This window comes from Streptomyces sp. SAS_272, from assembly GCF_052543235.1.
On sequence record NZ_JBMNDR010000005.1, the window covers coordinates 137778 to 163935 of the forward strand.

General features: G+C 70.5%; 29 protein-coding genes. 1 reads left to right on the plus strand and 28 read right to left on the minus strand.

Going from position 1 to position 26158, the window contains the following annotated elements; all coding sequences use genetic code 11:
- The first annotated feature begins 3 nt into the window (after nucleotides 1–3).
- Nucleotides 4–3081 (plus strand): type I restriction endonuclease subunit R, encoded by a 3078-nt coding sequence (locus tag ACN6LD_RS05975; RefSeq protein WP_445034661.1) that lies wholly within the window; start codon nucleotides 4–6, stop codon nucleotides 3079–3081.
- Nucleotides 3082–3194: 113 nt separating this feature from the next.
- On the opposite strand, the gene ACN6LD_RS05980 is transcribed toward ACN6LD_RS05975, so the two are convergent.
- The 28 genes from ACN6LD_RS05980 to ACN6LD_RS06115 all read right to left on the minus strand — a co-directional run bounded on the left by ACN6LD_RS05980 (nucleotide 3195) and on the right by ACN6LD_RS06115 (nucleotide 26016).
- Nucleotides 3195–4055, minus strand: coding sequence for a nucleotidyltransferase domain-containing protein (locus ACN6LD_RS05980; protein ID WP_445042641.1), 861 nt, complete (start codon nucleotides 4053–4055; stop codon nucleotides 3195–3197).
- Nucleotides 4056–4298: 243 nt separating this feature from the next.
- Nucleotides 4299–5675 carry a DUF317 domain-containing protein gene (locus ACN6LD_RS05985; RefSeq protein ID WP_445034662.1) on the minus strand — a complete coding sequence of 459 codons (1377 nt, stop codon included), beginning with the start codon at nucleotides 5673–5675 and terminating at the stop codon, nucleotides 4299–4301.
- A 66-nt stretch (nucleotides 5676–5741) separates the two neighbouring features.
- On the minus strand, nucleotides 5742–6872 hold the full coding sequence (locus tag ACN6LD_RS05990; RefSeq protein WP_445034663.1) for a DnaB-like helicase N-terminal domain-containing protein: 1131 nt from the start codon (nucleotides 6870–6872) through the stop codon (nucleotides 5742–5744).
- The gene (locus ACN6LD_RS05995) at nucleotides 6872–8146 is read right to left on the minus strand and encodes a DNA cytosine methyltransferase (RefSeq protein WP_445042642.1); all 1275 of its coding nucleotides are present in this window, start codon (nucleotides 8144–8146) and stop codon (nucleotides 6872–6874) included. The genes ACN6LD_RS05990 and ACN6LD_RS05995 overlap by 1 nt, the downstream gene beginning before the upstream one ends.
- On the minus strand, nucleotides 8143–9015 hold the full coding sequence (locus ACN6LD_RS06000; RefSeq protein WP_445034665.1) for a hypothetical protein: 873 nt from the start codon (nucleotides 9013–9015) through the stop codon (nucleotides 8143–8145). Before ACN6LD_RS06000 ends, ACN6LD_RS05995 begins: the two co-directional genes overlap by 4 nt.
- Before the next feature lie 23 nt (nucleotides 9016–9038).
- A complete protein-coding gene (locus ACN6LD_RS06005) occupies nucleotides 9039–10004 on the minus strand; it encodes an alpha/beta fold hydrolase (protein WP_445034666.1) in 966 nt (321 codons plus the stop codon).
- A 348-nt stretch (nucleotides 10005–10352) separates the two neighbouring features.
- Nucleotides 10353–10952, minus strand: a complete 600-nt coding sequence (locus ACN6LD_RS06010) for a hypothetical protein (protein WP_445034667.1) — start codon at nucleotides 10950–10952, stop codon at nucleotides 10353–10355.
- 522 nt (nucleotides 10953–11474) lie between these two features.
- Nucleotides 11475–12323, minus strand: a complete 849-nt coding sequence (locus ACN6LD_RS06015; RefSeq protein ID WP_445034668.1) for a hypothetical protein — start codon at nucleotides 12321–12323, stop codon at nucleotides 11475–11477.
- Between the two features lie 26 nt (nucleotides 12324–12349).
- Nucleotides 12350–13039 carry a hypothetical protein gene (locus tag ACN6LD_RS06020; protein ID WP_445034669.1) on the minus strand — a complete coding sequence of 230 codons (690 nt, stop codon included), beginning with the start codon at nucleotides 13037–13039 and terminating at the stop codon, nucleotides 12350–12352.
- A gap of 65 nt (nucleotides 13040–13104) precedes the next feature.
- Nucleotides 13105–14079: an XF1762 family protein gene (locus ACN6LD_RS06025; protein ID WP_445042643.1), complete on the minus strand. Its 975-nt coding sequence runs from the start codon at nucleotides 14077–14079 to the stop codon at nucleotides 13105–13107.
- Complete coding sequence (locus ACN6LD_RS06030) at nucleotides 14076–15869, minus strand: type IV secretory system conjugative DNA transfer family protein (RefSeq protein WP_445034671.1); 1794 nt, start codon at nucleotides 15867–15869, stop codon at nucleotides 14076–14078. Before ACN6LD_RS06030 ends, ACN6LD_RS06025 begins: the two co-directional genes overlap by 4 nt.
- Before the next feature lie 43 nt (nucleotides 15870–15912).
- Nucleotides 15913–16317: a DUF317 domain-containing protein gene (locus ACN6LD_RS06035; RefSeq protein ID WP_445034672.1), complete on the minus strand. Its 405-nt coding sequence runs from the start codon at nucleotides 16315–16317 to the stop codon at nucleotides 15913–15915.
- A 2-nt stretch (nucleotides 16318–16319) separates the two neighbouring features.
- The gene (locus tag ACN6LD_RS06040) at nucleotides 16320–16838 is read right to left on the minus strand and encodes a hypothetical protein (RefSeq protein ID WP_445034673.1); all 519 of its coding nucleotides are present in this window, start codon (nucleotides 16836–16838) and stop codon (nucleotides 16320–16322) included.
- Nucleotides 16839–16912: 74 nt separating this feature from the next.
- On the minus strand, nucleotides 16913–17734 hold the full coding sequence (locus ACN6LD_RS06045; protein WP_445034674.1) for a DUF317 domain-containing protein: 822 nt from the start codon (nucleotides 17732–17734) through the stop codon (nucleotides 16913–16915).
- Entirely contained in the window at nucleotides 17725–18081 is a 357-nt protein-coding gene (locus ACN6LD_RS06050) for a hypothetical protein (protein ID WP_445034675.1), read from the minus strand. The genes ACN6LD_RS06045 and ACN6LD_RS06050 overlap by 10 nt, the downstream gene beginning before the upstream one ends.
- A 27-nt stretch (nucleotides 18082–18108) precedes the next feature.
- Nucleotides 18109–18912: a DUF317 domain-containing protein gene (locus ACN6LD_RS06055; protein ID WP_445034676.1), complete on the minus strand. Its 804-nt coding sequence runs from the start codon at nucleotides 18910–18912 to the stop codon at nucleotides 18109–18111.
- Nucleotides 18909–19292, minus strand: coding sequence for a hypothetical protein (locus ACN6LD_RS06060; RefSeq protein WP_445042644.1), 384 nt, complete (start codon nucleotides 19290–19292; stop codon nucleotides 18909–18911). The genes ACN6LD_RS06055 and ACN6LD_RS06060 overlap by 4 nt, the downstream gene beginning before the upstream one ends.
- Before the next feature lie 274 nt (nucleotides 19293–19566).
- Nucleotides 19567–19974 carry a hypothetical protein gene (locus tag ACN6LD_RS06065; protein ID WP_445034678.1) on the minus strand — a complete coding sequence of 136 codons (408 nt, stop codon included), beginning with the start codon at nucleotides 19972–19974 and terminating at the stop codon, nucleotides 19567–19569.
- Nucleotides 19975–19990: 16 nt separating this feature from the next.
- Nucleotides 19991–20272: a hypothetical protein gene (locus tag ACN6LD_RS06070; protein WP_445034679.1), complete on the minus strand. Its 282-nt coding sequence runs from the start codon at nucleotides 20270–20272 to the stop codon at nucleotides 19991–19993.
- 160 nt (nucleotides 20273–20432) lie between these two features.
- Nucleotides 20433–20597: a hypothetical protein gene (locus ACN6LD_RS06075; protein ID WP_445034680.1), complete on the minus strand. Its 165-nt coding sequence runs from the start codon at nucleotides 20595–20597 to the stop codon at nucleotides 20433–20435.
- Nucleotides 20594–21352 carry a hypothetical protein gene (locus ACN6LD_RS06080; RefSeq protein WP_445034681.1) on the minus strand — a complete coding sequence of 253 codons (759 nt, stop codon included), beginning with the start codon at nucleotides 21350–21352 and terminating at the stop codon, nucleotides 20594–20596. Before ACN6LD_RS06080 ends, ACN6LD_RS06075 begins: the two co-directional genes overlap by 4 nt.
- A 22-nt stretch (nucleotides 21353–21374) precedes the next feature.
- Nucleotides 21375–22070 carry a hypothetical protein gene (locus ACN6LD_RS06085; protein WP_445034682.1) on the minus strand — a complete coding sequence of 232 codons (696 nt, stop codon included), beginning with the start codon at nucleotides 22068–22070 and terminating at the stop codon, nucleotides 21375–21377.
- 13 nt (nucleotides 22071–22083) lie between these two features.
- A complete protein-coding gene (locus ACN6LD_RS06090) occupies nucleotides 22084–22929 on the minus strand; it encodes a relaxase/mobilization nuclease (RefSeq protein ID WP_445042645.1) in 846 nt (281 codons plus the stop codon).
- Nucleotides 22926–23351 (minus strand): hypothetical protein, encoded by a 426-nt coding sequence (locus ACN6LD_RS06095; protein ID WP_406436064.1) that lies wholly within the window; start codon nucleotides 23349–23351, stop codon nucleotides 22926–22928. The genes ACN6LD_RS06090 and ACN6LD_RS06095 overlap by 4 nt, the downstream gene beginning before the upstream one ends.
- 99 nt (nucleotides 23352–23450) lie before the next feature.
- A complete protein-coding gene (locus tag ACN6LD_RS06100; RefSeq protein ID WP_173985775.1) occupies nucleotides 23451–23945 on the minus strand; it encodes a hypothetical protein in 495 nt (164 codons plus the stop codon).
- 13 nt (nucleotides 23946–23958) lie between these two features.
- A complete protein-coding gene (locus ACN6LD_RS06105) occupies nucleotides 23959–24312 on the minus strand; it encodes a hypothetical protein (RefSeq protein WP_445034684.1) in 354 nt (117 codons plus the stop codon).
- A 64-nt stretch (nucleotides 24313–24376) separates the two neighbouring features.
- Nucleotides 24377–25567 (minus strand): hypothetical protein, encoded by a 1191-nt coding sequence (locus ACN6LD_RS06110; RefSeq protein ID WP_445034685.1) that lies wholly within the window; start codon nucleotides 25565–25567, stop codon nucleotides 24377–24379.
- A complete protein-coding gene (locus tag ACN6LD_RS06115) occupies nucleotides 25564–26016 on the minus strand; it encodes a hypothetical protein (protein ID WP_445034690.1) in 453 nt (150 codons plus the stop codon). The genes ACN6LD_RS06110 and ACN6LD_RS06115 overlap by 4 nt, the downstream gene beginning before the upstream one ends.
- Nucleotides 26017–26158 lie beyond the last annotated feature (142 nt).

The window sequence follows — 26158 nt, forward strand, 5'->3', positions numbered from 1 at the left end:
GTCGTGGCAAAGGGCATTCGGGAGCGCGAGTTCCAGAACTCGATGATCCAGTGGTCCCTACCGATGGGCTGGCACTACACAGCGGGCAGGTTACTGTCGCGTGAAACGACGCAGACTGTGGTCGTCGACCAGCTGCGGGACGCCATCGTCCGGTTCAACCCTGGAGTGATCGAAGGGCTCGACGTAGACGCGGTGGTCGAGGAGATCGTCGCCACGGTCAACGCCGTCGACGGCGGGCTGGTACGGGCCAACGAGCAGGTGCTGAACCTGATGCGCGGGCACAAGGAGTTCCGGGACGCCGACGGGGTGTGGCACGCCCTGAAGGTCGTCGACTTCGGGCAGCCAACCGCCAACACGTTGGTTGTGTCGGACGAGGTGACCATAACCATCCCCGGCAAGACTCCTCGCCGGTTCGACCTCGTGTACTGGGTCAACGGCCTGCCCCTCGTTGTGGTGGAGGTGAAGTCGCCGACCGCAAAGTCCGGGTGGGCCGACGCGGCCCGCGAGATCAACGACGTGTATGCCACCGAATACCCGTGGTTCTTCACTCCCAACGTCTTCTCCATCGCCTCCGACGGGCTGAAGCTGCGTTTCGGTGCCGCCGGCGCGCCCACGAACCTCTGGCAGCCGTTTCGATCCACCGACGACGACGAGAACCTGTCTGGGCAGGCCGACGTGCAACGCTCCGTCGAGCTGCTGCTCGCCCCGGCCACGCTCCTGGACATGCTCGCCAACTTCGTCCTTTTCGACACGTCCGGAGGCGGCGCGGACAAGAAGTATCTGCCCCGCTACCCGCAGATGGAGGCCGCCCATCTGATCCACAAGCGGGTCCTGGCCGACGGAGCGAAGGGCCTGATCTGGCACCACCAGGGGTCTGGAAAGACGCTGCTGATGGTGTTCGCCGCCTCCTTGTTGTTGGCCGACACTCGCACTGATTCGCCCACGATCATCCTGCTCTCGGACCGCACTCATCTCGTCCGGCAGACCTCCGGGGTGTTCACCTCCGCGATGGGGGACGCCTACTTCCACCAGCCCGCGACCAGCGCGGAGTTGCGTTCCCTGCTGGCCGACGACGTGCGCGGCGTCATCTCCACCACCGTCCATAAGTTCGCCGATGCCGGCAAGAACATGTCGACCCGCAAGAACATCATCGTGCTGGTCGACGAGGCCCACCGCACCCAGTCCGACAGGTCACAGTCCTTGGCCGGGCAGATGCGCGCAGCATTGCCGCACGCGAAGTTCTTCGGAATGACCGGCACCCCCGTCAGGAACCTCGCAACCGACACCTTCGCCCTCTTCGGCGAGGAGACCGACCCGGACAGGGTTTTGCATCGGTACTCGGTGTCCCGGTCTCTGCTGGACGAGGCGACCGTCCCGGTGATGCTGGACCCACATCCGGTCACCTTCGAGATGAACGACCAGGCGCTGCAGGCAGAGTTCGACCAGTTCGCCGACGAATTCGACCTCGACGACCCTGACCGTGAAACTCTGTCCCGCAAGTTCGGGCGCCTCACGTCGGTGTTCGCCAACCCCCACCGCATACACACGGTCTGCCAGGACATCGTGGACCACTACCTGGCCAGCGCCTACCGCAACGGTCTCAAGGCTCAGGTCGTCGCCTACAACCGTGAGCTCGCCGTGGCATACACGGACAAGATCAACGAGCTGCTGGCCGGCTTCGAGGCGTCCCAGGTGCTCGCTGAGGTCGGGAAGCACGACCGGATCACCGCCGAGGTGAACATCCACGTCTCGGACGCCAAGGACGAAGACCGCGCCATGCGCCCGTACCGGCTCTCAGAGGTCGATGAGGAGGACCAGAAGCGGCGATTCCTCTCCCCGGACGACCCGCTGTGCTTCCTGGTCGTGACGGCCAAGCTGATGACTGGGTTCGATGCCCCAAACGAGGGCGTCCTCTACCTGGACAAGCCGCTGAAGGCCCACAACCTGTTCCAGACGATCACCCGCCCGAACCGCACCTGGGTATCCCCGACCGGGTTTGTGAAGACCACCGGCGTGGTGGTGGACTACATCAGCTTGGCCGAAGAGGTCCAGCGGGCCGTCGTCGACCCCACCTCGGAGGGATCCGCCGGCAAGGGCGGAGGGTTCGTCACCGACCTGACCGATCTGGTCGCTGAGTTCCGCACCACCTTCGCCCGCATCGAAGACCTCCTCGCAGACGTGGACGGGTTGGATCTCACGGTCCACGGCTACGAGTCCGTGCGAACCATCAATGCCTTCCTGGACACCAACCCGGACGCCGCCGAGGTGTTCGCCAAGGACTACCGGCTCTTGGCCCGGCTGTACCCGCTCATCAACACCGACAAGCGGGTCGCCAAGTATCAGGACGGCTTCGGGCTGTTCGGGTCCGTGTACACGACCCTGTTCAAGAAATCCTCGGACGAGGAGAGGAAGGAACGGCTGGGCGAGTTGGGACCGATGGTCCTGGAGATCATCAATGCCCACGTCCACTCCTTCTCTGTGGCCGCCTCCCAGGAGGAAGCTCTCGTTCTGGACGCCCAGGGCATCTCTATCCTCAAGGAGCTGCTGGCCCTCGTCCGCCCCAAGGCCGGCAAGGACGACGGCGAGGACATGAGGCCGCCGTCTGCGGCGGAGATCCTGGACCACATCAAGGACGCCCTCGAAAGGGGCGTCGAACCGGGGTCCGCTAAATACACCGCCCTCGCGGAGCGAATCAGGCAGCTGCGGGACCGGATCATTCAGAACGCGCAGGACGCCCTGGAGTTCCTGGCCGATGCGCTCCGCGTCGCCCGCGCCATCGTGGACGCCGAGAAGCACCCCGACGAAGCCGTCGTGCTGGACGACGACCACGTGGGTGTCCTGTCGCGGATCATTCACGATCACGCACCGTCCGGCCTCACCATCACGGAGCGGAACCTGGCCGAGGAGATCGATCAGGTGGTCAAGCACACCCTCGCGCAGTCGTGGGACAACGCCGAGGCTCGCAACCGAGGTGTCCGCCGCGCCACCGCTGCGGTCTTCCGCCGGTACACGTTGAAGCCGGTGGGAGAGCCGTACGGCTCCACCGTCGCCTACATCGAAGCCCACTACCTCGTTGACTGACGAGTGCATGGAGGCCCGGCAACCTGTGACGGTTGCCGGGCCTCGTCGCGCTGCTCGGGCCCTGATCTGTCTCCTGAGCGGCGCCGTTTTCGTCATCACTCCAGCTGGCGTGGCTATATCGGGGGCAGGGCTGTGGCGTCGCACACGGTGATGTGGAGGGCGTGAAGCGGCTGCGTTCGTGTGGGGCGGACAATCTCCAGACTCTGGGCGCCCTCGCGGAGCCGGAAGACGAGTTGGTCGAAGTGGTACCAGCCGAGGTTGATCCACAGGGCGCCGACGCCGTACTGGTCGCGTCGGTGGTCGAGTGGCTGTCCCTGCACCCATACGGACGGCGGGGACATGCCGGTGTCCTCCGTATAGCGCACGGCGGCAGCGGCTGCGCGGCGCAGTGGGCTGTCCGGCTTCCAGCGGCGCCCCAGCGCGGCCACGGCTGCCGGGCTCGTGGGCTCGGCAGCCGTCAGCTCGATGAGGCGGATCTCGATCCCGCCGGCGTTCAGCAGTTCCACGAGCCGGGTGCGCACGGGGAGGGGGATCCATCGGTCGAGTCCTTCGAACTGCTCGATCATCGCGTCACGTGGCGCACGGCCGGCGGACGGGTCCGCTGTCATCCCCTGTAGCCGTGCCTCTGCTGTGGCGCGGGTGTCGCCCCGCTTCCACAGCAGCTTCGGCTCGGAGCCTTCGGGGAGGCGGTCGTTCTGGTTGAACTGGAACTGGAAGCCGCGCTTGCTGCCTTTGAGCGCGCGCTTCATGCCCGCCATCGGATCCCGCCCGTACATGAGGGCGCCGACGACGTGTTCGGTGAATTCGGTGTCGGTCCGGTGGATCACGGCCACGTCGAGGTCGCCTGGCTGCAGCGCGCCTCGGGCGTAGGAACCGAATACATAGACCTCGTCTACGAGGTCGAGGGGGCGACTGCCTGCGTCCAGATTGTCGAGCATCTCGTGGAGCATCTCCGTTGCCCGTTCACGTTTCACTTGGACTCCCTTGCCGCCCACGAGCACTGCTTGGACCTTAGGGGCCACAAGCTAAGGCGAGAGCGCTCTGCAGAGTGAATCTACGAGCGCCCCCGCGCTGGGTTGCCGTGGGCGGGGGCCTCATCGGCATTCAGCGAGAGTAAGCCCCCGGGAAACGGATAGACGCGGTACGGTGCGAGTGTGGCCCTGCGGCATCCCCCGTCCGCAGGGCCACACTGCTGTTCGCGTGTGTGAGTGTGCTGGTCAGCGACTTCGGCTCGCCTGAGGTCTGGCGACGGTCGTCGCGATGGCCGGTGCGGTAGCGGTGAGACGCGGAGGCTGCCGCTGGACGCTGGGGCTGAACCGCCGCGTGCCAGCGCCGTGCGCGAGTTCCTCGGCCAGGTCGGCGATCATGGGGGCGGGTGCGTAGGGGGAAGCGTGGATCGTCCAGGTGGGCTGGTCGATGGTGGGGCCGGCCCAGATGCTCCAGGTGGCGAGGTTGCTGTTTGGTTGCTGGGCGGCGAAGGCGTCGAACTGGACACCGGCATCCTGGGAGGCGTTCGTCCAGCGGAGCCAGCGCCCGTCCACGGTGTGTTGCCATCCGGCGTCAGCGAGGGGTTTCGTGGCGGCGGTGACGGTCTTCTCGTCAACGGGGCTCCCCAGGGCGGTGTCCCATCCGTCACCGTCGGCGAGGTGGTTCAGCAGAGCCTGGAGCATGGGGGCGGGGGCAGTGCCCGTGGCGGTCAGGTGCCACATGCGGTCGGACACTGGCGTCTCGTACGCGGCCACGGTCCAGGCGGTCTCACCGGGGTGGGCTTCGTGGACCCGCTCGATGCGTAGGGTCTGCGATTCGTGGATGGCGTGGGTGGTCTCGTCGGACCAGGTGCGCCATTTCTCCCATTCGCCGTGTGCATCGAGGAAGGCGTCGAGGAGGGCGTCGTGGTCGCCGGCATCGGCCAGGTAGGCCGGAACGGTCTCCGGCTCCGGGCGGGCCGGTTCGGGCTTGGCTGTGGTGAGGGCGAGCGGGGTGCGGGCTTCGGCGGCGGCGCGTTCGGTGTCGGTCAAGGGTGCTGGGCCGGGGCGCATGTCGGAGCCGTGGACTTTTTCGAAGGCGAGCAGGGCTTGGGCGGGTGAGTCGAAGGTGTCGGCGACTTGCCGCAGGTGGTCCTCGCCGTGGAGGTAGACGGACTTGCCGTTGCGGTGGAGGTAGGTGCCGACCGCAACGGTGGTGTGGCCGTTGTGGGCGTGGGCGTGGATGAGCAGCTGGCCGTGGCGGATGTCGTCGTGGATCTTCTGGGCCTCGGCTGAGACCTCGCGGATTTCGCTGCGGGTGCACCAGGGCATCGGGTAGTTGGCCCAGGTCCATTCCTCGTCCATGGCCTTCTGGAGCTGAGGGGTGATCGCGACGGTGATGCCTTCGGCGGTCAGGTGCTGGGCTGCATCCTGGGCCCAGTAGGGCTCCTCGTGGTCGATGCGGACCAGGACCAGGACGTTGTCGGCGATGACGGTCCAGTCGGCTGCCTCCAGGCCCAGGTGGGCAATGTGGGCCTGGGTGCCGGTCAGGGCGGCGGTCACGGCGCTGGGATGGGTGGGGTGGGTGTCGAGGTGGACGCGGGCGTCGATGGGGAGTGTGGTGGTCACGTTGGGGTGTCGTCTCTTCTGCCGGTGGCCGGGTCTTCGGGTCCGGCCACCGGCGTATGCGGGGTGCTATCGGGTTGCTCGCGCGGTGCGGGCGATGTGGGCGGCCGTGGTGGTCGGCGGTCCGGCGCGAGTGGTGGGCGCGGGCCGCGGTGGTGGTGTCGGGACCGTTCCGGTGGCGTGCTGCCAGCGGGTGCGGACGGCGCCGATGTCGGCGAGGGATCGGCGGGCGCCGGCGACGAGCTGGAATGGGGTGTTCGCCGGGTCGCCGGCGTACGCCTCGATGCGTCGGCCGGTGTGATCGGCGGTTGCCAGGAGGGAGCGCTGCAGGGCGCGCTCGCCCCAGTGCTCCACGGCACCGGCTGGTTCGGCCAGCAGGCGGAGCACCTCGCCCGGTTCGCTTCCGTCGTCGAGCAGGCCGCGCTGTTGGGCCTCCCACAGGACGGTGACGGGGTCGACGGGCTCGCGGCGGCGGGCCAGGGCGGTCAGGCACTGCCACAGGCCGGCGTGCAAGGGCAGGGTGAGGTCGTCGGGGAGCAGCCATCGGACGGACTCGATATCGGATGGGTGGGCGGTGGCGGTCGCGAGCAGCAGCCGCTCCTCCTCGACTGCCTCGATGTAGTCGGGTGGGATGGCTGGCGGCGGTGCGGGGGTGCGGGGCAGGACGCCGGCGCGCGGTGGGAACCGGCTCGCGATGTCGTCCACGACCGCGGCGAGCGCGTCGGCCTCGGCGAGCACCGTCTGGACGGGGTGGGGGAGGGAGGCATCGTGGACGGTCTGGACGAGGCGTTCGGCGGCCGTCTGCAGGCGGCGCCGGGCGTGTTCGGCCTCGACCATCCGTGCGTAGGCCGGTGCGTGGCGGGGCCAGGGGCAGACTTGGATGAGGGTGTGCAGGTAGGAGGCGGTCAGTCCGCGCGCCTGCTCGCGCCCTGTGGCGAGCACCTGGTCGAGCCACTTGGTGTTCTTGGCGTGCTCGGCCGGGTCGGGCGGGGGCAGGGTGCTGATCGCTGCGTACAAGGCGGCGTGGGCGGCATTGGAGAACGAGTTGCCGGCGATGCCGGTCACGTCGGTGAGACGGTGCGGATCGAGGAGGAGGGCGCCGAGGAGGGCCTGCTCGACGTAGTACACGGGCGGCGGCGGATGCGTGTCGGGCAGGTCGTCGAGGTCGCCGTCCTCGTCAGGTTCGGGGGTGCGGGGCATCAGGCGGTGAGGGTGAAGTCGTTGGGGTCGAGGGTGACGCCGAGGTGCGGGGCGAGGAGGTGGCCGGCGAGCAACGGCGGTACGGCGTTGCCGATCTGGGAGAACTGCTGGCCTTTGTTGCCGGCCCACGGGTAGTCGGCGGGGAAAGTCTGCAGGAGGCCGGCCTCGCGGGCGGTGATCCGGATCGGCTCCGGCACCGCTGGCGCGTCCGTGTCCTCCGTCGGCGCGAGGGCCGGTGCGGCGACCCAGGTGCACTCGTTCGCCCGGTGACCGAAGAACAGCGTGCCTGCCGGCTCGGACAGCGGACGGATGGTGGCGTTGGCCTGGTTGTTGTTGCGCAGGGACCAGGACCAGCGGTGCGCCTCGGCGGTGAACGTCGGTGCCGGGGCAGTAGCGGTCCGGTTCTCGCGGGTGCCGTGCCGGGCGGCCCATCCGGCTCCTTCGCGGCGGGACTGCAGGACCACAGCCTCCGGTCGCGGCATCCAGGTGCCGCGCTCCCGGGCGTCGGAGAGCGTCTTGCGGGAGCCTGAAGGGAACGGTTCGGGCCCGCCGCCGGGTCCGCCGCCGGCGCAGACGGTGGGGACGGGTCGGTCGGTGGCGCCCCAGCCGAGGGCCTCGGCCATCGACACCCATCGGTCACGGCCTGGCCCGAACAGGCTCTCCGGCTCGGCGGTCTGGGCGTGCGTGGGTGGTGGGGGCTGGGCGGTGCGGACGCGGGAGGCGAGCAGGATTGCCCGCCGCCTGGTTTGCGGTACGCCGAAGTTGGCGGCGTTGAGGATCCCGTACCAGACCGAGAACCCCCATCCGCGCAGCACGGAGGCGTACTGCTTCCACAGCGGCAGGACGTCCGGCACTTCTTCCATGGCGACCCAGTCGGGCTCGCCGACGGTGTTGAGGGCGTGGAGGTAGCGCATGGGCTCGGCGGCCAGCAGCGAGCGCTCGTCCCGGCAGGCGGTCAGCAGCTTCTCGCGGGTGTCGCGTCCGGCGGCGAGGTCCGCCACTGCCTGGTGCACGAGCGGCTGGTCCACCAGGCCGAGGCGCTTGCCGGCCATGGACCATGCCTGGCAGGGCGGGCTCGCGATGAGCCCGGCGGTCTTGCCGAGGAAGGGCCAGACGGGATATAGCGCCACGTCGGTGCGAATGGTCAGCTGCCCTGCCGCCGCACGGGTCTTGCAGGCCCACTCATCCCATTCGAGGCCCACGTCCCGTGCGCCGAGGACGTCAAGTGAGTGGCTCCATCCGCCCGGTCCTGCAAACAGGTCCAGGATGGTCAAGAGGCCAGCCCGAAGTCGTCCTGTGCCGGCTCGACTTCACCGCGGCACGCCCACGGGGAGCAGCCGTCGGCGACTCCTTGCTCCAGCTCCTGAAGGTCAGGTCCGCTGTCGGTGAGTTCTTCCTGCATCGCTGCCCATTCGGCGGCGGTCACGTGATCGATGGGGGCCTCGCTGAGAGGCACGCGGGAGCGGTGGAGAAACGCCTCGCCAAGCAGACGGTTGCCGGTGGCGTTCGCGCGGGCATTTCCCTTGCGGATGGCCGCGTCGAACTCCACCACGTCCTCCCATTCCCCCGGAGAGTTGTCGCGGATGTGGCGCCACTGGGCGTTTCCGTGGAAAGGGCAACCCAAGCAGCTCGATTTCGGGGTGTCGGCCAGGCCGAGCGACGCCAGGTAGCGGACGCAGTCGGACCGTGACCAGCCCATGTCTATGAGCGGGTGCCAGTTGCGCATGTATTTGACGTCGGCGTCCTTGGCCCGGTGGAATTCGTCGGTGGAGATGCCGACCCACTGCTCGACGAAGACGCTCTTGGGGATGCGTGTGGGATAGGGGTAGCCGAGTAGTTCGCGGACCTTTTTCTTGATCGGCTTAATTTTATATTCCCCGGTGCATTGGCGCCTGGTCATACCCGGATTTCCGTCCTTGTTCAGGACGTAGAGCGGCATCGACGCAAACCTGTGGTCGGGGTCCAGGGCATCGTTACGTATGTTTCCGGACGATACGCGGAGAACGGGTATGCCTGCGGGTCTGGCTATTTCTCGCTCCAGCCGGTCGAGATGGGAATAAACGGCTCTCGGTTCCCAGCCCGTGTCGGCGAAAATTGCGTAGTCGACCTTCGGGAGTATGCCGTGTGCGGAGAGGGCGAGCATGGCGCTGGACTGGATACCGGCACCTAGTGAAATTGCCCGGAAGGCAGGGAGTTCGGAAATGATCGGTCCTGGGGGTGAGGAGGGTGGTGGGGGCTCGGTTCGGCGGCGAGGCGGGCGATGCGGTCGCTGATGAGCGCGGGGTGGCGGATGGGCAGCGCGTGCGTGGTGCGGGGGAGGATCTCCAGGCGAGCGGCAGGGAGTTGGGCGGCCAGTTGCTTGGTGTGGGCGGCGGGGATGTGCCGGTCGTCCGCGCCGGCCATCAGCAGCAGCCGCTCGCCGAACTGGTTGAGCACGGTGGCGTCGCGCGGCTGGTAGCGGCGCAGGCACTGCCACAGGTCGGCGAGATCGCGGGTGTGGGTGTGGCGGATGCCGTGGCGGCACCGCGGTGGCCCGTCGGCCGGCCGGTCGGGGTGGGGCGCGAGGCTGTAGGGGTGTGTGGTGGGCAGCCGGCGCCGCAGGAAGTCCACCGTGCGGGGCGCCCGGGTGCAGGTCAGGGCGGCGAGGCTGCGTCCGGCGGCCAGGAGCCAGGCGCGCGGGTCGCGTCCGGGCAGCACGGTCGCAGCGCGTGCGGTGGCCGACAGCAGCACCATGCCCCGGATGCGGGCCTGGTGTTGGGGATGCAGGGCGGCGAGTTCCTGCAGGACGAGGGCGCCCAGGGAATGGCCGGCGAGCACGAGCGGCCCGGCCAGGACGACGCGGGTCAGGATCTGGTGCAGGTCGTCGGCGAGCTGCCGGATCGTCAGCGGTGCCTGGCCGCGCGGGGTGTGACCGTGCGCGCGTTGGTCGTAGCGCACTACGCTCAGGCCCAGACCGGTCAGGTGCCGGGCGTGGACGCGCCACAGGTCCGCGGTGACGGACGCGCCGTGCACCAGCACGACCGTCGCGCCGCCGGGACGCGGGCGCGCAGGGGTGTCGCGGTAGGCGGACAGGCGCGTGCCGTCCGCGGCGGAGACCGACAACACCTCGGTGGCAGAAGGCGGGTTGCGCACAGGTAGGACTTCCAAAGGGGGGATCAGTAGGGGGCAGCCGTTCGCCGTCCGGGCCGGGTTGGTGGAACTGGCCGTTCGGCACCTCACTGCGCTTGCCGCCGTCCTGGGGGCGGGCGGATATCGGGGAGGCGACCCCCAGCGGCCGGGCGGGAAAGTCAGCGGCGTGATCGTGTGGGGTTGGCAAGGCGCAGGTGCGCCGGCGTTCGGGCCACGGGGACAGCGCTGACCGATGACCGGGCGGCGGCGCGGGCAGCTTGAGTTCGGGGGCCGGCCGCCGCAGAGCGAATGGTCAAAAGGGCAAGCGGCGCTTGCGCATGGTGCAGTGCTCTGAGGGGAAGCGGGTGGTGGTCAGCGGCTGCGCCGCTGGACCTGTGTGGTGGGCGGCGGTGCGGGGGCAGCACCGGGGCGGGATGGTGCCGGTGGGATGTCCTGCGGGGTCGCGATGCCGAGGCCGATGTGCACGCTGATGCCGTCGGCGTAGAGGTGGGCCTCGGCACGGACAACGGCACTGAGCGCGTCGCGTTCACCGAGTCCGGGTGGCAGTGCGTGCTGTTGCATCTCCCCCGCTGATATGAAGCCGTGCTGGACGAGAATGGCGTCGGCCTGGCCCGTGGCCGCGGTCGCGGTGACCGCGTGGTGGGTGAAGCGGATGGTCACGTCGGGCTCGCGTGACGGGGGTGCGCCGGCCTGGCGCGTGGTCCAGGCGCGGTCGACGAGGTCGTGGGTGTGGGCCAGGAGTTCGTACATCGCGATTCCGGCGCGCTCGTGCGCGTCCAGCGCGGTGCCCGGTGGCAGCAGGTAGAGCGTGCGGCCGAGGTGTTCACGGGTGAGGAACCCGGCATCGGTCAGCAGCCGGTCGGTGTCGCGTATGCGGCGGTTGAGGACGACGAAGGTGTGCCCGTCGTCGGTGGACCCGATGAACACATCGGGGATGTCCAGAAGAGACAAGGTGGTCCAGGGGTTTTCGGTGGGCGGTATGCCGGGCGGCGGGTGGCGGGGTGATGACCCGATACGCCTTCCTGTGCCCTTAGCTCCGTACTTCGCGGGCTACTAGCGGGGACGGATTGGCTGGGGAACGCAGGCTGTTCAGCGGCGGGGTGCGCAGCGTAGTGAGGGCTTCGCGTCTGGGAATTGCGCCGCGGCGCGGCCCTGGTAGCCGGTCAGCTGAGGCAGAGTCTGGGGGACAGCGGCGATGACCTTGATCGCGGTCTGTCGAGTGAACTGCGCCTTCCAGAACGGCTCGTGGTGCGCGACTGGTCACCACTGCCCTCTGGAGCGGCGGGAGGTGAAGCTCACGAACAGGGAGCCCTCGGGGCTGCTGACGGTTGATGCGTCCGGTCACGCTCGCGCTCGTTCGGCCAGCCGAAGAGGCGGATCAGCGGGTGGACCGCGTTGGCGAGCCGGTCGGTTCCGGCGCCCGCCAGATGGCGAGGCGGGACCAGGACGCGGTCCTGGGGTGCGAAGTGTGCGTCACCGGTGCGCTCTCTGCACCGCAGGAGTCCTGGGGACGGCTTTCGCGGGGGTAGTCGCACTGGCTGCGGGGCGCGGCTTGGCCAGGGCCTGCCGCCCGTGCTCGGTGACGGTGATCCTCTGCCCGTGGACCAGGGAGGTGCTGGTGTCCCAGCCGACGAGCCCGCGCTTGTTCAGGGCCCGGAAGGTGGCGATCGAGACGCGGGTGCCGTCGTCGGCGGTGACACGGGTCATGCCCAGCCCTCGCTGCGAACTCTCATACAGCCGCCCTCCGCCGAGGGCGAGTGCCTTGAGGGCGTCGTACTGGGCGCGGGTCAGCGGAGGGCCGGCAGCCCGCTGCGCGGTAGCCGCTCCCTCCCGTGTGGCGGCGAGGTCGCGGGTGATGCCAGTGGCGACGTAGTGGCACCCGGTCGCACTCAGGTCGAGCTGGTGGGCGGCGTCAGCGAGGTGGCCGGTCATCTTCGGGATGGCCTCGGCGTGGCGAGCGGTGCGCACCGACGCGTCGCCTGCCGGATAGCCCGGGAACGGCGCACCCTCATAGGGGTTGGCGTGCAGCGCGCCGACGAGGTCTTTGCCGGCCAGGGAGGAGGCGACCACGACCGAGGCCAGGCACTCCAGGCTCGCGCGGCTGCCGGCGACGCTGGTGTACGTGCTGGAGTCGAGCGCGCCCAGGCGGACGAGGACGGTGGCCGTCAGGTCCTGGGTCATGAGCAGGAGCGGGCTGATCTGGCGCAGCGCGTCGGTGCCGGGGGTGTAGGAGACGCCCCGAACGCGAGCGTGCAGGGCCTCGAAGTCGCGCGCCAAAGTGCGGAGTTGTTGTGCGTGTTCTGCCAGGTCGAGCAGGGGCATGGGGCGGTGTGGCTCCGGAGGGTCGGTCAGTGGCTTCGGGTGGCCGTCGTCGCGGCGGTGGGGGCGGGCGCGGGTGTCGTGCCGGGTGGTCTGGCGGTGGTCGGGCGGCTTAGGACGGCGGCCAGGGCGGTGGTGCCGGCGGCGGTGAGACGGACTCGGTCTTGAAGCGGTCCGCCCGTGTAGGCGGAGGACGCGGAGTTCGGGACGCGCTCGGCCAGAGCGTTCGCCTCCAGCGACCGCAGGGTGCCGATGAGCACGCGCTCGTCGCGGTAGTGGACGTACTGCCTTCCCAGGGAGCGGGTGGCCACGACGTGCCCGCAGGCGATCTCCCACAGGGCGGTGCGCTGCGTGGCGGTCAGCTGGTGGTCTGGAGCATCGGTGGTGCTCCAGCGTCGGCGTCGGATTTCGTGGGCGATGCTGTCGGCGCAGCTCATGGCGGCTGCGGGGGCCAGGGCGGTCAGGGTGCGCGCCATGGGAAGACGGTGGTCCGTGGAGGCGCTGCTCAGGAAGGCGAGCTGCTGAAGACGGACCACCGCGTCCGACAGCTCGTGACTTTCGTAGAGGCGTTCGTCGGTGACCGCTTTGATGGCGGTGCGGGTCGCGGAGGCGAGTCGCTGGGCAGAGGCGACGTGGGCGTGGGGTGCGGATTGCGATCCGGCTCGCAGGAGGCGGTCGAGCGTGTCGTTGTGCTGCACGTACTGGTCTGCGAGCAGCATGAGCCGTTCAACCGGCGTCGGTGGCGAGGCCACTTCAAAGAGAAGGCCATCGGTGGGTGGTGACGTCATGCGCGGCGCCGGATAGCCGGGGCGGGCAACCGGGCTGGGATGGGTGCGCTTGCAGCAGCGGAGGTCCGCGGTACCTCCAGCGCGGTGCGGGCTGCTGCCAGGGCCCGCCTGGCGTCGTCGAGGTGGATCCTCAGGCGGCTGTGGTGGTCGAGCGAGTCGAGCTTTTGCTGGAGCGTGTCCTGCGCCGTGGTGGTGAGGGTGATGAGCGGGGCGAGGGCCTGGGTGTAGCGGGCGATGGCCCGCCCGACGTGGCCAGCGCTCGCGCCGAGGGTCTCGGTGGGCGGTAGGTCGGCGATGTTCAGGGCCAGCTGGTATTCGACGTCGGCGGCCATGCGGGCGGCGAGGTGGCACAGTAGATCGATGTGCCGCGTGGCGTTGAACAGGCCGGTGCCGTCCACGGTGATGTGGTGGTCGCGGATGTCTGCGGTCACGGCGTCTACGGCTTGGCGCGGGGACATCTCGTCGAGGTCGGTGGGTTCGTAAGTGTGCAGGGCGTCTCCAGGCACTTGGTTGAGGGGGCTTGCCACAGGAAGCGGGCGATGTGGTCGTTGCCGTGGCCGGCCCGGGGCCGGGAGAGGGTGTGCCATCCGGCCCTGGGCGGGGCGGCTGGCGATCAGGTGCCATCCCGCGCCGCGCAGGCACGCGCCGCTCTCGCCCGCCTGGGTAAAGGTGATCAGGCGCTGGTAACCGAGGGCTTTCGCCGCGCGCCACGATGCTCCGTACAGCAGGGAGTTGGCGTTGCGTGCGCCGTCGCTGGCGGTCCGGGTGACTTCGACGGTGGTGCCGTCATCAAGGTGTCGGGCAACCGGCCGGCCGACGATGGCCACGGCGCGCAGCGTGCCGGTCTCGTCGGCGGCGCCGACGGCGAAGATCTGACCTGCGGGCGTCGGGTGGTGGCGGTGCCAGGCGCGCACGAAGTCCTTCGCCTCACGTGAGCGCACCGGCACCAGATGCAGCCGGACGGCGCTCACACGGCCTTCCCGAAGTCGGACTGCGTCGGCGCGTGCTTCGCCACGGCGCGGGCGGTGATCGCCCTGGACGCGCGGGCCGACGCCGCGGACAGCTCCTCAGCTCCGGGCTCCAGGTACCACGGGCGCAGGTCCAGCATGGCGGCCCTCATGCCGGTGGCGAAGCAGAGCGCGGTGCCCTTGGGGAGGGCGCGGATGGCGTCGGCGGGCAGGATCCGTTCCTGCCGCATGCTGACCGAGGTCGACTTGCCGGACTCCGAGTGCGAGGTGGAGGTCGTCTCGACGTCGTGGTCGCCGATCAAACGGCTGAGCTTGTCCGCGAAGTCCGGGTCGTCGATCCCGGAGCCGATGACCTTGACGGTCGAGGCGGACCACATGGCGTCCATTCCGGCGTCCGACCACACTTTCTGGCCCTGGCGGTAGGACTGCAGGATGGTGATCGGGATGATGCCGCGCGATCCGAGGTGCGAGTACAGGTCCGGCAAGTCGCTGATCTTGCAGACGTTGGCGGCCTCGTCGAGGATCGCGAGCATGGGCGGGTCGAGCCGTCCGCCGGCGCGTTCGGCCTGCGCGGTCGCGGCACGCATCACCGAGTCCGCGCACGCGGCGATCAGCGCCGAGGCGCCGCCGCCGCCGTCCTTGCTGAGCAGGAAGAGCGTGTCGGTGGAGGTCACGAACGCGGACGGCTTGAACTCAGCGGTGTCCTTCTGCGGGGTGACCCATGCGGCGATCTCGCTGTTCAGCAGCGCGGCGGCGTACTGGCGGGCGGTCTCGTAGATGCCGTCCCTGGTTTCCGGCGGCCCCTCCACGGTGCCCTTGAGCTGGGCGGCGACGGCGGCGAATTGGTGGTCGCGGAGGATGTCGAGCGGGGTGCGGTCGGCAGGGAAGGCCAGCCACTGCATGACGTCGGTGATCGGCCGCTCGTCGAGGGCTGCGGCGAGGAAGAGCTGAGCGAGGATGTTGGATCCGGCCTTGGACCAGAAGTCGCCCTGCTGGCTCGCGTCCACCGAGGCGGCGAGGAAGTGGCCGGCCAACCGCCCGGCTCCGTCCAGGGTTTTGGCGTCCGCCAAGGGGTTCCACCACATCTCGCGTGCGGCGTGCGCGATCTGCTGCGGGTCCATCGACCACACCTGTCCGACGCGGGCGCGGGCGTCGTAGGTGGCGGTGAAGGCGTCGCCGGCGGCTTTGTTCGAGGTCAGCAGGACCGGGCCGGGCGCGGCGAGAATGGAGGGGATCGCGAGGCTGGTGGTCTTGCCCGAGCGGGGCGCCATGATGGCGACGGCCACGTCCTCGTAGCCCATGCGCACCTCGTGCTTGGTGCCCTGCAGGTTGCCGAGCAGGATGCCGGTGTCGCGGGCCTCGATGTGCTTGGCGTCCTTCAGGCTCGGGCGCAGAGAGCGGGCCTTGTCGGTGATCGCCTTGGCCATCAGCGGCTCGATATCCCGCGCCTTGGCCATGCCGGCGATCTTCTTCTTCCGGCCGCCGCTGCGGTTCTTGTGCCGGGCCCACAGGACGCCCACCCCCGCACCGAGGGCCAGGAGAAGGACAACAGGGACGACGCGGGCACCGATCAGCAGGGACGTCTCTCCCGCTTTGGGCCACAGCTGATCGGGGTGGAGCAAGGCGCTGGTCGGCTGGTAGGGGGCCCAGTCGGCGCCGGTGAGGTAGGCGGTGACGTTGCCGGACAGCCAGGCGAGGTGAGCGAGGGGGACGACGACGGCGAGAACGCCGATCAGGAGGCGCAGGACGAGGTCGTACCCGTCCGTGTTGCTGTTGGAGGAGGAAGGGGGCAAGGGCTACGTGCTTCCGGGTGGGGACGGGACGGGGGCGGAGGGATCAGCGGCTGCGGTGGTTCTTGGCTAGCGGCTGTCGCGAGCGGATCGGATTCGTCGGCGAGGTGGCGTGCCGGGCAGCGAGGGAGTGGACGCGTTCTTCCAGCGCCCCGGCCACATACACGGCGAGCACTTCCGTGGTCCTACAGGTGACGACGTTCGGGTCGCGGGTCGGGAGACTGCGCCCGCTGCCGATGCGCGGTACGGGCTTCGGATCGGCGAGCGCAGCGGTGAACGCGGCGACCATGTACGCAGGAGTGTGCGCGCCGAAGCGGGCCTGCCACACCGGCCGGTCCGGGCCGAGTGCGGCGGTGAAGAACCAGGCGCCCGGTTGGGCGGGGTCACCGCCACCGGCCAGGTGGCGCGGGGCGATGAAGTCGACCTCGACAGTCTCGGGAGCCAGGGGCATGGTCACCTCCGTGCCGGGGTTCGCCGGTCGGCCGCGGGAGCCGGCGATGGTGCAGGCGCCAGAGGTGAGGGGGCGCTGCGGGCAGCGGCGTTGATCTCGCGGAGTGTCTTGCCATGGGTGGCCCAGTCGTCGAGGTAACTCCACGATTCGGCGTGGTACTCGGCGAGGGCGTCGGCGAAGGCCGTAGTGCCGGGCTTAGCGGTGGCGGGAAGGGCGTCTCGGGTTTCCAGCCACTGCTCGTGCAGCTGCTCGAGCCGGTCGAGGGCGGCGTGCAGGACACCCAGCTGGTAGACCCAGCGGCTCTGCACGGTACCTTCCGGCAGGCGGCCCAGTTGCGTCTCCGCTGTGGCCAGCAGGTGACGGGCGCCGTAGCGGAGCGATTCGAACGCCTCGGCGGTGTCGGCGTCGCGCTGGCTCGCGCGCAGGCCGTAGGCGTGGTCGTCGTAGGGCCATCCGTCGAGGTCGGTGTGCTCGTCGGAGTAAACGTCCCAGGCGTCGAGGATCTTCTTGCTGTTGCTCACGTAGCGGTCGAGGTGACGGAGGGAGTCGCGGTGTGCGCGGTGATCAGCGGAAATGGGGTAGGAGTCCTGTCGGTTCAGCGGCGGGCGGCTGGCTGGGCGGTGCGGGCCTTCGCCGGGGTTCTTGCGGGTCTCGTCAGCTGTCGGCGGGCGGAGCGTGCCCGGGAGCGGAGCGACTCGATACGCGCGGTGTGCGCGTCGACCACCTGCTGCGGGCGCAGCGGGCTGGGCTCCTGCACGGCGCTGTAGTGGCCGGTGCGGTCGTACATGCCGCGCTGGAGCGGGCTGGCGTCGACCAGTGCGGTGAGGAACGAACCGACGAGGTGGGCGGGGGTGTGCTCGTCGAAGTAGGCGTGCCAGATGCGCGGGCCGCGGAACTGTCCGTGGCCGGGCTCGCGGGTCTCGACGTGCCAGGACGGCCGGTCGCTGAATTCGCTCAACGGGCGCAGTTCGATGTGGCACATGGAGTCGGGCGAGTGCGCCGTGCCGTCTACGTCGCGGTGCCAGCCCGCTGAGGTCACCGGCTGCCACGGGTCCGGCTGCTGTGGCGGCGGGGCGATGAGGGCGTCGGTGAAGGCGGCGAGGACCTCGGCGGGCACGAGTTCGCCGAACTCGGCGTAACAGCCCGGCTCGGTGTCGGTGGGCTCGGCACGCAGCCGCCACCATGCGGAGGTGGTGGACTGCGGGTCGAACTGGAGGCGGTGGCGAAGGTCGGGGCTGCGCAGGACGATCTCGGCGCTCAACGGGTCGGAGACGGCGCGCCATCCGGCGGCGGCCAGGCCGTGGGTGACGTGGCGGGCCTCTCCGGGGCCGGCGAGGTGGCGAGGGCTGGTGTCGAAGGGGATCTGCCAGGCGTGCTTGTCGGCGAACGCGGCGAGCTGCCGTTCGCTCAGCGGCACCGGCCGTACCCCCGCTCGCTCGCGGCGGTGCTGCCGTACAGGTCGCGGAGGTCGTCCAGGACGTAGTGGAGGGCGTGCTGGTCGGCCTGCTCCCACGCGGCCGTGCGCAACTCGGTGATCAGAAGGTCGACCTGCGCGGTACGCGGCGTGTCCGGGTGTTCCTGCAGGGTCCGGGCGAGGGCGCGCAGGATGTCGGCGAGCTGGACGGGCAGGCCCGTGTACTCATCGAGGAGGGGCTCGACGAGGGCGAGGGCTTCCACGGGGTCAGGGTTCTCGCGCAGGTAGTCGGTGAGGTCAGACAGGGTTTCGGTCGCGGCGTGGATGGTGTCCGGGGTGAGTGCGGGCATCGGGCTCCTTGGGACGGGTGCGTCGGGTCAGCGGCGGGTCCGGGCGCCGCCGGCCGGGGTATGGGTACGGGCGGTGGTGCGTGGCCGTGTGCTTCGAGCGCTGCCCTGGGCCCAGGTGGCGGCGCGGGCGGCCGTGATCCGGGCCTGTTGCCACGCACTGAGCTGGGAGGGCTTGACGGAGACTGACCAGGTACGGATCTGCGCGCTGTGCGGAACGCGTCCGCGCGGGCGCATCACGGGATCGGGATTGGCGAGTTCGGCCGAGAGGGCTTGTACCAGGTGCATCGGGGTGTTGGGCGTGAAGTTGGCCGTCCAGCCGTTTCCCTGCTGGTCCTTCGCTCCGGTCCACCACATCGCCGTGCCGTCGGGGCTGTGGTGGTACTGCATCCACGCGGTGCCGTCGGGGCTGGTCGCCATGTAGTGCTCGCCCTCGAAACGCGTGTGCCAGTTCTGCTCCTGCAACGGCGCCCAGACGTTGGGAGCGTGGGCGGAGCGGGGGCGGGTGAGGGCGTCGGTCAGGCCGGCGACGATCTCCACCGGGGTCTGCCGGCCCAGGTGCGCCGACCACTCGCCGCTGGGGCCGTCCGCTCTGCCGTGGATGGTCCACCCGCCGGGAAGGACGTAGGGGTCGTAGGCGACACGGACGGTGCGGTCCGGGCTCTCCATGAACAGAGGGCCGCCCGACTTGGACTTGTCCCGCCATCCCGAGGCGCGCAGGAACTCCGAGACGTGCCGGACGTCGCCGCCGCCGGCCAGAGCACGGGGCTGGACGAGGTAGTGCTGCTCGGCCTGTTCGTCTGGCCCCCAGCCCTGCCATTGCTTCTTCTTCACCGGTGCCGCCGGATGACGAGCGGTGCGGGTGCCGGGGGCTTCGCCGCGGTGGTGGCGGGCTGGGTGCCGACGTGCTGCAGGGTGTCCTTGTGTTCGTCCAGGTCGAGGGTGATGTCGTGCAGTTCGTTCGAGGCGCGGCCCAGGGCGAGCCACACCTCTGCGGGGACGGCGCCTTGTTCGGCCTGGTCCTTGGCGAACACGCTGCCGGTGGCGACGAGGTGGGTGATGCCGCCGAGGACTCCGGCGTCCGGGTCGAGGACGCGGGCGATGACCTGCGCGGCCTGTGGCGGGGGAAGCTGAGAGAGGTGATCGGCGAGCTGGCCGAGCTGGCGGGTGATCTCGTCGGCCAGTCTCACCGGGTAGGGGGCGGGGTGGGACATGCTCCTCCGGGTCAGGGGGATGGTCAGTGGTGGTGGCGGTGGCCGGCGCGCTGCGTCTCGGCGAGGACGGCCTCTGGGCGGGCGCCGGCCAGCGGGGAAGCGCGGTTCGGGCCGGTCGGGATGCAGGCGCGCAGGTAGCGGCGGAACAGGGCTGTCGCGAGTCGGGGTTGGAGCCGGTTGCTGATGGGTGGGGGTGTGCGGGCTGCTACGGGTTTCTCCGGGATCGAGCGGTGCGGTGGGTGGCCCGGCGAGGTGCCGGGGCCGCCCAGGGGTTTTACGGGGCGCGCCGGGCCTGTGCGGGGCGCGAGGGGGAGCCGACCGGTGCCGGGTGCTGTGCGGCAGGGCGGGCCGCGCGGGTACGTATGTCGTGCACGGCCTGCCGGTAGGTGGCTTCCTCGAAGACGTCGGGCGTGCAGTTGACGTCGTACCCGGCCAGGAGCAGGGCGGGGATGGCGCGGGTCGCCATGCGTTTCTGCTCGTCGGCACCGAGGTGTTCGGGCACGGTGTGCCAGATGTACAGCGGCGCGCCCGTGGGGTATTCGTGGCGTTCGAGGCCGAGCTGTTCCAGCAGGTCGTGGAGCTGGGCGGGGGCGCCGGTGGGGGTGTCGGCGTGGAGGGTGGTCGTCAGGGCCTTGATGTAGATCTCGACGTCCGTGCCGTACTCGTCGGCCAGGTTGGCCATGTGTTTCTCTCCGGGATCAACGGTGGCGGGAGGCCGAGGGATGGGCGGAGCTCGGCGGCGGTGTGAGGGCCGCCGGCTGCGGAGCCCGGGCGGCGTGGTTGCGGGCGTGGAGGATCACGCACGCGGCCTGGCTCATGGAGTTCGCGGTGTCCCTGAGTCGTGCGAGGGGTTCGGGTTCCTCGCCGGGGGCGGCCCCCTGGAGGGCACTGGCAGCGATCCAGGCCCGGACGACCACTTCCCTGGTAAGGGGCAGCAGCCCACTGACCGGGGCGGCGATCTCGGTGAGCACCTCGGCCACCGCACTGCTGGTCTTGGCGGCAGAGGCTCGCTCGGCGAGCTGGGTGAGGAAGCGCAGGGCCGCGTTGTGTTCGCTGTCCGGTGTGACCAGCGCGTTCAGGGAGGGTCGAGGTGGACGCTGTGACCGGCGGCGAGCAGGGCGTGCGAGGCAGCGGTCGCCTTCAGGCGCTGGTGCTCGACGGGCAGGCCGTGGGGAAGCCGCCGGTTCGCTGGAGAATGTAAGCCGCCTTCTCGGTGCCGCCGATGGCGACGACGAGGCCGGTGCGGGGGTCCTTGGTGATGGTGATGTACTCCAGCACCCAGAACTCGGGCTCCGTCTGCTTCATCGAGCCCTGGTGGCCGGCGCACGACTGCCGGCCGGGGAGGGCGGTATGGAGGCTGGGGCGGAGGTGGGCGCGGTCCGGCCTGCGGGGTGCTGGAGGGCGGTGCCGATGCCGAGTGCGTCGAGTTGCGGGCCGAGTTCGCGCAGGGCGCGCGCCTGCGCTCTGGTGTCGTCGTTGTTGAGGCGGTAGATGCCGCTCTGCGGGTCCTGGACGAAGCCGTGGGCGACGAGGATCGCGCCGGCACGGTCGTCGACGGGGGCGGTGGCGACGCTGCCGTCCGGCTGCCAGGTCAGGACGACCCGGTCCGGCTGGGAGGGCTGGATGCCACCCAGGGCGTTGTGCCGGACCTGGGCGAGGGCGCTGTCGTAGCGGGCGAGCAGGTCGCCGGCTATCTGCTCGGCGCTCAGGAACGGGTCGTCCGCCAGGGCGATGCCGTTGGGCTCGGGGACGCCGCGGTACGCCTCGTCGGGCAGGGCGCGGGGGGCGACGGCGGCGATGAGGAATCCGTCGCGTTCGTCGTGCCTTTCCAGAAGGACGAGCTGGGCACCGTCGGGGCGGCTCAGGACGGCTGCCTGCCGCAGCGGGTGCTCGGCGAGGGACGCGGCGACCAGGTCCAAGTCCCAGATGCGGTCGGCCAGTTCGGCGAGGTCGTCCTTGGCCTCCGGCGGGAAATGAGTGCTGGTCCAGGTGTCGGGGAGTTCGCCGGCGAGGACGTCGGCGTACGAGGCGAGGCGCTCGGAGGTGTCGTAGTCGTGCATGGTGTCCTTGGGCGAAGTAGGGTCAGCGGCGCAGTCCGGCGGCCACGGGGGGCGGCGGGGCCGGGAGCGTGCGCGGCGGGGGCGGGCAGGCGCACACGGCGGAGCGTTCGCGTTCGGGGGCGGGGACCTCCCCGGTGCAGGTGCTGCGGCCGGAGTGCGGGGCGTGCCGGTCGGCGAGGGCGTTGCGGGTGTGGGCGACGTCGGTGCGGATGACGTGCAGGTGCTCGTCGACGAGGTAGCGCAACCGCCGTGCGATGTAGGGGTCGGCCGCCTGGTCGAGCCCGTCGTGGAAGTCGGCGGTGGCGGTGAGCACTTCCTCCAGCGCGGCGAGGATGCCGTCGTGGGCTGCGGTCAGCTCGGTCAGGGCGTCGGCCGCCTCTTCCGTGGTGGTGGCTTCGCGTATGCGCTCGGCGATGTGGGCTACGGAGGAGCCCAGCGGGAGGTAACTGGCCGGCCGGTTGTCAGTGTCGAAGTCCTCGTCGCAGTCGACGTGGTACCCGGCGGCCCGGAGGCGGGCGACGGCGTTGATGGCGAGATCGGACTCGCCGTCCTCGGTGAGGCAGGTGGGGGCGCGGTGGTAGGTCTCGTGGACGCGGACAACGGCGATGAAACCCGCGCGCTGCAGGACGCTGTGCGCCTCGGAGTCGCCGCCGCGGGCGAGGAGTTCGGCGGAGTGCGGGTCACGGCGGATGTCCAGGAAGCGGTCGGTACGGGGCAAGGAGACGTTTCTCCTACGGCGATCGGTGGGCGGTGTACCGGGCGGCGGGTGGTGCGGCGGCGACCCGGGGCTGGAGCAGGTGGGCCGCGGTGGTGTCCAGGTCCTGCTGGATGGCGTGGAGGCGGCGGGCGATCAGCTCCAGGCGGTGCGCCGTGTCGGTGCCGGCGGCGCCGGGCTGGCGTGCGACTCGGTGCGCGGTGTGCTCGATGAGTCCGCGGACCGTGGCCAGCGGACCGACTCGCTCGTCGGCGAGCTGCGTGAGGACGCTCGCGAGCTGGGCCGATGCCGTGGGCGCCGGCCGGAGGGCGGGCCGCGCCGTGGGGACGGAGCGCACGGGAATCAGGCGGAGGTCCTGCTCGATGCGGCGCGCCTCGTCCGCAAGGCGCCGCAGGATGTCGGCGGGCGGTGCGTGCCACGCGCCGTCGAGGCTGATCAGATTGGCGATCAAATCGAGGCGTCCGGGCTGCGCCTGAACGGCAATCCACCGGCAGCCGCGCTCCTTGCCGGGAATCTCGATGTCGGCGGCCCGCGCGAGCCGGTGAGCGATTTCAGCCCACTCGGGGCCGGTCAGCTCCCGGTCGTCCGGGTGAAGCCGGATGTCAAGGTGGAGGATCGCCCGCCGGTCGTCGTCCGGGCTGGCGGCGAACGGATGCTCCAGATACGGGTCTTCGAGGTGCTCGGCCCACTGGACGGACGTCCAGATCCTCTGCTCGTCGTCCAGGGTGAAGTAATCCAGGCCCGGCCAGTGGGCGACGATCGTGTATTCCGTCAGGCCCTCGTGAGGTGAGACCGGCCGCCCCAGCGCCTCGGCGAGCGGGCCGTGCGGCGTGTGGGTCCGCTCGTGCAGGCGGGGAATCACCGGCCACCCCGAACGTCGGCGATGTGCACCAACTGGTTGAGGGCGGTGGTGGTGTACCAGCCGCAGTCGATCAGCTCGTTGCGGTCGGCGTACCGCGGCAGGAGGGCGTCTTCCATGGCCCGCAGGTAGATCAGGCAGTCCGGGCAGCGGCGCGAGAGGTGTACGAGGTAGCGGGGGTGGCCGGTGACGTAGGACTGGGCGCCGCCGGTCGCATCACGCAGCCGCCACCCGTCCTCGTCGGTCGGGGTGTGCCAGGACGGGGCAACGATGCGCATCGCGTCGCCCCACAGTTCCCCGCCGGCCACCCCCTTCAGGACGACGACGGTGTCACCGGCCTGGAAGTGCTGGTGCGTGATGTCCCGAGTGGGGGTGAGCGGGTCGGGCGTAGGCGCGAAGGCCGACGTGGGCGGGGGCTGGGACATGGGTTCCTTCCACGCAATCGGTGGCGGGGTGGGAGGAACAATGGTCCGGAGGAACGCCGGTTTGGCTAACCGGCGTTTCCCGGCTATGTTCCCCCGCCGTCAGCGGAACGGGTTCTCCGTACCGCGGTCGTTCTCGCCTGCAGCGTCGAGAAGTTCGAGCAGGTCAGTGCCCTCGGCGTCGCGCTGGTCGATCCACCATCCGGCGGCGGTGATGGCGCGGGCCTTCTCCTCCAGCTCCGCCCAGTCAGCCTCGTCCCAACTCCCCTCCATGACGAGCGCGGTGTGCGCGGCCGTCATCAGCTGGTGGCGGGAGCGCTCGCCCCAGTCCAGGGCCTTGGCCGGGCCTTCCAACTGCGGCATGTCGAACTGCTTCGCCCACGCGACGGCAGCCTCCTGCTCAGCGGCGCGCTTGGCCGCGAGCCACTCCTTGGACTCGGTGTCGGCGTCGCGCGTTGCCTTCCAGCAGTCGGCGCAGTCCTTGGCTGAGAGCCAGCGGGCGAACCCTGCCCGCTTGTCGGCAGGACGGCCGGACAGGTCATGAACCACCTGGTGGGAGCACGCGTGCTCCACTGTCCAATGGGTACGGACGGCCATAAAATGGATCTCCTCAAAAGGGTTGGAAAGTGGGGGTGTTGCGCCCGGAGAGGGCGTCTTGTGCCGGCCTCGGAGCGGGCGGCGGTGCCGGCCGCTCTGCCAGGGGCAGAGCCACCAGGAGGGCCGAGTTGAGCAGGGCTGCCGGAAGGTGCACCGCGCTCTGGCCGTGGCGGTCCATGAGGCGTCCCTTGACCGGCTGGGACAGCGCGGAGGACAGCCCGTACAGGGCGCTGAGCAGCCCGCCGAAGGCGATGCTGCTGCCACTCGCGGTGGCCAACACAAGGATGGCGACGGGCGCCATGCCGTTGGGAAGTCGGCCGGTGAGGCTGCCGCCGAGGAGGCGGGCGACGTACGGGCTGCCCAGCACCGCGCCGTAGGAGATGCGCGGGGCCGGGGCCGGGGATGCGGTACAACGGGTGCTTTCTCGGTGCTTAGCGGTGGCGGGCGGGCGTGATGGCGCGGGGCGGCGGCGTGGGTGGTGCGGTGTCCACGGCCGGACGCGGGCGGACGCGCAGCACGGGGGTGCGGTGCGGCGGCAGGACGGCGACGGTCGCGCCGAGGTCCTCGGCCGCCTCCTCGACTTCGCGGGTGAGGAACTCGATCTGCCGGCCCAGCGCCGAGAGGCGGGCGGCGATCTGGCGGCCCTGCACGGTCGCCAGCGCGCTGGCGAACTGGCTGCTTGTTTCCAGGAGTTCCTGTAGACGGACCATCGGGCCCGGGGGGTAGCCGCGCTGGACGGCGCCGAGGAGAGCTTCGGAGGCGTCTCCTGCGGTCTGGCCTTCGACGACGTCGCGGATGAGTTCCTGCAGCGACACCTCCGGGACCGGCGCCGGGCGGTTGAACCGGGAGACGTCCGCGCGCAGCACGCCAGGCGGGACCGGGGCAGGTAGTACCTTTCCTGCCTCGTATTCGTGGGCGTAGTGCCCGATCACCTGCCAGCCTGGTGCGTCCGGGTCGCCTCGCAGCGCGACCAGCGTCGAGTCATCGTTCTCGATGAGGTGGGCGAGGGTGATCGGCTGCCCGTCGGCGGCGTACCACGACTCGGTCAGCTCCAGCTCGCCTCGCTTCTGCGCAGCCTGGGCCCTCTCGGTCCACATCCGCTGCTCTTCGTCGGTCAGCGGGGCTTTGTGGTGGTGGTGCTTGTTCTGGTCGGCGAGGTCGCTGGCGATGAAGCTGTGATCCGCCCAGGCGGCGAGGTGCGGCCACAGGGCCGAGTGCTGTGCGCGTTCGGCCGGGGAGCCGGGGGTGTCCGGCCGGTCGAGGGCCCGGCGGATCTCGGCGGCGGAGGCGGCCAGGCCGTCCAGCACGGCCCGCCACCCGGCCAGGTGCCGGGCGGGTGGCAGCTCGTCGAGCGCATGGCGGGCGGCGTCGAGCAGAGTGTCGGCGTGCGGGGCGAGGAGCGTGGTGTACGCCTCCACCGCCGCCCTGTTGCGGTGGGCTCGTGCGGCTGCCGCGGCGCCTGCGTGGACGATGCGACCGTAGCGGTCGCAGGCCATGTCGAGCGCGGCCTCGCTCTCGCGGTCGATGACCGCCATCCGCAGCCGGAAGTTGCGTGCACTGTCCGTGAGTTCCGGTGTCACCGGGACGGAGCCGTCCGGGGTCGGATTGCTCGCGGGCGTCATCGGGACCGTCCACTGCCCGAGGCCGTCAGGTGGACGGTCGGTGCGTAGGTGGGCTTCGGCGGGATCGGCCGGGCCGAGGGCGGGGAAGTGGTGGGCGGTGTGGCGCGCTGCGTCGTTCGGCCGGCTGCGGCTTGGGCGAGACGGCTGCGGCGCTCCTGGAGCCCGTTCGGCCGGACCGGGCGTGGTGGGCCGGCGGAGAGGGACGGGGCGGGGCGAATGTCGGCCTGCACGCTGTAGCCGAGGCTGCGCAGGTCGTGGACGGCTTGGCGGGTACGGCGCAGCCCATCGCGTTCCGGCTCGGTGAGCCGGTACAGGCCCGGCGAAAAGGGGACGGGCTCGAACTGCTCACGGACGAGGAACCACTCGGCCAGGTGAGGGGTGAAGCTCGGTGCGGCGGTTGCGACGAAACCGTGTTCGGGATGGGCACGGAAGCGGAAGTGGTCGGACAGAGAAGGATCCCTTCTTTCTACTGGGCAGCGGCGAGGGGACGGCGGATGGGTCGTGGTACGCCGGGCTGGTCTCAAGGGGGCGGGCTGGGCGAACGTCGGGGCCGGGCATGCTGTCGCTCCGTCGTCCCGTTTGGTGAATCCG

Excerpts from the sequence above, each read along its gene's own strand:
- ACN6LD_RS05990 (WP_445034663.1), bottom strand. The coding sequence starts at position 6,872 with ATGCCCCGCACCCCCGAACCTGACGAGGACGGCGACCTCGACGACCTG.
- ACN6LD_RS06000 (WP_445034665.1), bottom strand. The coding sequence starts at position 9,015 with ATGCTCGCCCTCTCCGCACACGGCATACTCCCGAAGGTCGACTACGCA.
- ACN6LD_RS06015 (WP_445034668.1), bottom strand. The coding sequence starts at position 12,323 with ATGCCCCTGCTCGACCTGGCAGAACACGCACAACAACTCCGCACTTTG.
- ACN6LD_RS06020 (WP_445034669.1), bottom strand. The coding sequence starts at position 13,039 with ATGCTGCTCGCAGACCAGTACGTGCAGCACAACGACACGCTCGACCGC.
- ACN6LD_RS06035 (WP_445034672.1), bottom strand. The coding sequence starts at position 16,317 with ATGCCCCTGGCTCCCGAGACTGTCGAGGTCGACTTCATCGCCCCGCGC.
- ACN6LD_RS06050 (WP_445034675.1), bottom strand. The coding sequence starts at position 18,081 with ATGCCCGCACTCACCCCGGACACCATCCACGCCGCGACCGAAACCCTG.
- ACN6LD_RS06060 (WP_445042644.1), bottom strand. The coding sequence starts at position 19,292 with ATGTCCCACCCCGCCCCCTACCCGGTGAGACTGGCCGACGAGATCACC.
- ACN6LD_RS06065 (WP_445034678.1), bottom strand. The coding sequence starts at position 19,974 with ATGGCCAACCTGGCCGACGAGTACGGCACGGACGTCGAGATCTACATC.
- ACN6LD_RS06075 (WP_445034680.1), bottom strand. The coding sequence starts at position 20,597 with ATGAAGCAGACGGAGCCCGAGTTCTGGGTGCTGGAGTACATCACCATC.
- ACN6LD_RS06080 (WP_445034681.1), bottom strand. The coding sequence starts at position 21,352 with ATGCACGACTACGACACCTCCGAGCGCCTCGCCTCGTACGCCGACGTC.
- ACN6LD_RS06095 (WP_406436064.1), bottom strand. The coding sequence starts at position 23,351 with ATGTCCCAGCCCCCGCCCACGTCGGCCTTCGCGCCTACGCCCGACCCG.
- ACN6LD_RS06100 (WP_173985775.1), bottom strand. The coding sequence starts at position 23,945 with ATGGCCGTCCGTACCCATTGGACAGTGGAGCACGCGTGCTCCCACCAG.
- ACN6LD_RS06110 (WP_445034685.1), bottom strand. The coding sequence starts at position 25,567 with ATGACGCCCGCGAGCAATCCGACCCCGGACGGCTCCGTCCCGGTGACA.